This is a genomic window from Streptococcus marimammalium DSM 18627 (genome assembly GCF_000380045.1).
GTDB lineage: Bacteria > Bacillota > Bacilli > Lactobacillales > Streptococcaceae > Streptococcus > Streptococcus marimammalium.
On record NZ_KB904348.1, the window covers coordinates 1 to 4,699 of the forward strand.

Here is a 4,699-nt window from a genome sequence, read left to right on the forward strand (position 1 = left end):
TTAGCTAAGCAACTACCCTATCTCACAGGGGGAAACCCCCAACTACTTCAGGCGTTCTAGGACTTAACTACTGTGTTCGGCATGGGTACAGGTGTATCTCCTAGGCTATCGTCACTTAACTATCGAATGATTAATCATTCAAAATTGAATATCTATCACAAGAGTAAACTTGACGCTATTACTTCTTTGGATAAGTCCTCGAGCAATTAGTATTAGTCCGCTTAACATGTCACCACGCTTACACTCCTAACCTATCAACCTGATCTTCTCTCAGGGCTCTTACTGAATCATCATGGGAAATCTCATCTTGAGGTGGGCTTCGCACTTAGATGCTTTCAGCGCTTATCCCGTCCCTACATAGCTACCCAGCGATGCCTTTGGCAAGACAACTGGTACACCAGCGGTAAGTCCACTCTGGTCCTCTCGTACTAGGAGCAGATCCTCTCAAATTTCCTACGCCCGCGACGGATAGGGACCGAACTGTCTCACGACGTTCTGAACCCAGCTCGCGTGCCGCTTTAATGGGCGAACAGCCCAACCCTTGGGACCGACTACAGCCCCAGGATGCGACGAGCCGACATCGAGGTGCCAAACCTCCCCGTCGATGTGAACTCTTGGGGGAGATAAGCCTGTTATCCCCAGGGTAGCTTTTATCCGTTGAGCGATGGCCCTTCCATACGGTACCACCGGATCACTAAGCCCGACTTTCGTCCCTGCTCGAGTTGTAGCTCTCGCAGTCAAGCTCCCTTATACCTTTACACTCTACGAATGATTTCCAACCATTCTGAGGGAACCTTTGGGCGCCTCCGTTACTTTTTAGGAGGCGACCGCCCCAGTCAAACTGCCCGTCAGACACTGTCTCCATTGACGATTAGCCAATCGGGTTAGAGTAGCCATAACACAAGGGTAGTATCCCAACAACGCCTCCTACGAAACTGGCGTCCCGTATTCATCGGCTCCTACCTATCCTGTACATGTGGTACAGATACTCAATATCAAACTGCAGTAAAGCTCCATGGGGTCTTTCCGTCCTGTCGCGGGTAACCTGCATCTTCACAGGTACTAAAATTTCACCGAGTCTCTCGTTGAGACAGTGCCCAAATCATTACGCCTTTCGTGCGGGTCGGAACTTACCCGACAAGGAATTTCGCTACCTTAGGACCGTTATAGTTACGGCCGCCGTTTACTGGGGCTTCAATTCATACCTTCGCTTACGCTAAGCACTCCTCTTAACCTTCCAGCACCGGGCAGGCGTCACCCCCTATACATCATCTTACGATTTAGCAGAGAGCTGTGTTTTTGATAAACAGTTGCTTGGGCCTATTCACTGCGGCTGCCTTAAAGACAGCACCCCTTCTCCCGAAGTTACGGGGTCATTTTGCCGAGTTCCTTAACGAGAGTTCTCTCGATCACCTGAGGCTACTCGCCTCGACTACCTGTGTCGGTTTGCGGTACGGGTAGATAAATAATTAACGCTAGAAGATTTTCTTGGCAGTGTGACATCACTAACTTCACTACTAAACTTCGCTCCCCATCACAGCTCAATGTTATAGGTATAAGCATTTGACTCATACCACACCTCACTGCTTAGACATGCTCTTCCATTCGCATGCTTTAGTTAGCCTACTGCGTCTCTCCATCACTCATTTATCTAGTACAGGAATATCAACCTGTTGCCCATCGAATACACCTTTCGGTCTCTCCTTAGGTCCCGACTAACCCAGGGCGGACGAGCCTTCCCCTGGAAACCTTAGTCTTACGGTGGACAGGATTCTCACCTGTCTTGCGCTACTCATACCGGCATTCTCACTTCTATGCGTTCCAGTACTCCTCACGGTATACCTTCTCCACACATAGAACGCTCTCCTACCATTACCTTGCGGTAATCCACAGCTTCGGTAAATTGTTTTAGCCCCGGTACATTTTCGGCGCAGGGTCACTCGACTAGTGAGCTATTACGCACTCTTTGAATGAATAGCTGCTTCTAAGCTAACATCCTAGTTGTCTGTGCAACCCCACATCCTTTTCCACTTAACAATTATTTTGGGACCTTAGCTGGTGGTCTGGGCTGTTTCCCTTTCGACTACGGATCTTAGCACTCGCAGTCTGACTGCCGACCATAAATCAATGGCATTCGGAGTTTATCTGAGATTGGTAATCCGGGATGGACCCCTCACCCAAACAGTGCTCTACCTCCATGATTCTTAATGTCGACGCTAGCCCTAAAGCTATTTCGGAGAGAACCAGCTATCTCCAAGTTCGTTTGGAATTTCTCCGCTACCCACAAGTCATCCAAACACTTTTCAACGTGTCCTGGTTCGGGCCTCCAGTGCGTTTTACCGCACCTTCACCCTGCTCATGGGTAGGTCACTTGGTTTCGGGTCTACAACATCATACTAAAGCGCCCTATTAAGACTCGGTTTCCCTACGGCTCCGTCTCTTCAACTTAACCTCGCATGATATCGTAACTCGCCGGTTCATTCTACAAAAGGCACGCTCTCACCCATTAACGGGCTCGAACTTGTTGTAGGCACACGGTTTCAGGTTCTATTTCACTCCCCTTCCGGGGTGCTTTTCACCTTTCCCTCACGGTACTGGTTCACTATCGGTCACTAGGGAGTATTTAGGGTTGGGAGATGGTCCTCCCAGATTCCGACGAGATTTCGCGTGTCTCGCCGTACTCAGGATACTGTTAGGTATCATCATTATTTCAAATACGAGGCTCTTACTCTCTTTGGCCTACCTTCCCAGGTAGTTCTTCTATAATCATGACGTCCACATTACAGTCCTACAACCCCGAAGAGTAAACTCTTCGGTTTGCCCTGTTGCCGTTTCGCTCGCCGCTACTAAGGCAATCGCGTTTGCTTTTTCTTCCTGCAGCTACTTAGATGTTTCAGTTCACTGCGTCTTCCTTCTTATAACCTTAACAGTTATAGATACTAGTCATTAACTAGTGGGTTCCCCCATTCGGATATCTCTGGATCAGCGCTTACTTACAGCTCCCCAAAGCATTTCGTTGTTAGTCACGTCCTTCATCGGCTCCTAGTGCCAAGGCATCCACCGTGCGCCCTTATTAACTTAACCTTATTTCTTTTTGGTTCTCAGTATTTATAGCGTCTTTTTCTTCGGTTTATTTCTTGTTACTTCATATATATATTACTATATATACGGAATTTGATAGATATTCAATTTTCAAAGATCAATCCTCTTAGGTTATCGCTAACCTATGGAGCCTAGCGGGATCGAACCGCTGACCTCCTGCGTGCAAAGCAGGCGCTCTCCCAGCTGAGCTAAGGCCCCACGTCTCTATAATTAAAAAGACCTCTCAAAACTAAACAAGACAAACAAACGCACATTCCGATCGTATTGCTACGATTTTCCTTAGAAAGGAGGTGATCCAGCCGCACCTTCCGATACGGCTACCTTGTTACGACTTCACCCCAATCATCTATCCCACCTTCGGCGGCTGGCTCCTAATAGGTTACCTCACCGACTTCGGGTGTTACAAACTCTCGTGGTGTGACGGGCGGTGTGTACAAGGCCCGGGAACGTATTCACCGCGGCGTGCTGATCCGCGATTACTAGCGATTCCGACTTCATGTAGGCGAGTTGCAGCCTACAATCCGAACTGAGATTGGCTTTAAGAGATTAGCTTGCCGTCACCGGCTTGCGACTCGTTGTACCAACCATTGTAGCACGTGTGTAGCCCAGGTCATAAGGGGCATGATGATTTGACGTCATCCCCACCTTCCTCCGGTTTATTACCGGCAGTCTCGCTAGAGTGCCCAACTTAATGATGGCAACTAACAATAAGGGTTGCGCTCGTTGCGGGACTTAACCCAACATCTCACGACACGAGCTGACGACAACCATGCACCACCTGTCTCCTCTGCCCCGAAGGGAAAGTCTATCTCTAGACCAGTCAAAGGGATGTCAAGACCTGGTAAGGTTCTTCGCGTTGCTTCGAATTAAACCACATGCTCCACCGCTTGTGCGGGCCCCCGTCAATTCCTTTGAGTTTCAACCTTGCGGTCGTACTCCCCAGGCGGAGTGCTTAATGCGTTAGCTACGGCACTAAACCCCGGAAAGGGTCTAACACCTAGCACTCATCGTTTACGGCGTGGACTACCAGGGTATCTAATCCTGTTCGCTACCCACGCTTTCGAGCCTCAGCGTCAGTGACAGACCAGAGAGCCGCTTTCGCCACCGGTGTTCCTCCATATATCTACGCATTTCACCGCTACACATGGAATTCCACTCTCCCCTTCTGCACTCAAGTTAAACAGTTTCAAAAGCATACTATGGTTGAGCCACAGCCTTTAACTTCTGACTTATCTAACCGCCTGCGCTCGCTTTACGCCCAATAAATCCGGACAACGCTCGAGACCTACGTATTACCGCGGCTGCTGGCACGTAGTTAGCCGTCCCTTTCTGGTAAGCTACCGTCATATGATAGATTTTCCACTCCTATCACTGTTCTTCGCTTACAACAGAGCTTTACGATCCGAAAACCTTCTTCACTCACGCGGCGTTGCTCGGTCAGGGTTGCCCCCATTGCCGAAGATTCCCTACTGCTGCCTCCCGTAGGAGTCTGGGCCGTGTCTCAGTCCCAGTGTGGCCGATCACCCTCTCAGGTCGGCTATGTATCGTAGCCTTGGTGAGCCGTTACCCCACCAACTAGCTAATACAACGCAGGTCC

General features: G+C 49.4%; 1 tRNA gene and 3 rRNA genes. All 4 read right to left on the minus strand.

Features of this window, described 5'->3' with window-relative positions:
• Nucleotides 1-3: 3 nt before the first annotated feature.
• Nucleotides 4-119, minus strand: a 5S ribosomal RNA gene (gene rrf, locus A3I1_RS0103255).
• A gap of 67 nt (nt 120-186) precedes the next feature.
• Nucleotides 187-3,084: ribosomal RNA gene (locus A3I1_RS0103260) — 23S ribosomal RNA — on the minus strand.
• A 143-nt stretch (nt 3,085-3,227) separates the two neighbouring features.
• Nucleotides 3,228-3,300: transfer RNA gene (locus A3I1_RS0103265), tRNA-Ala, on the minus strand.
• A gap of 85 nt (nt 3,301-3,385) precedes the next feature.
• Nucleotides 3,386-4,699, minus strand: a 16S ribosomal RNA gene (locus A3I1_RS0103270); the annotation flags it as partial.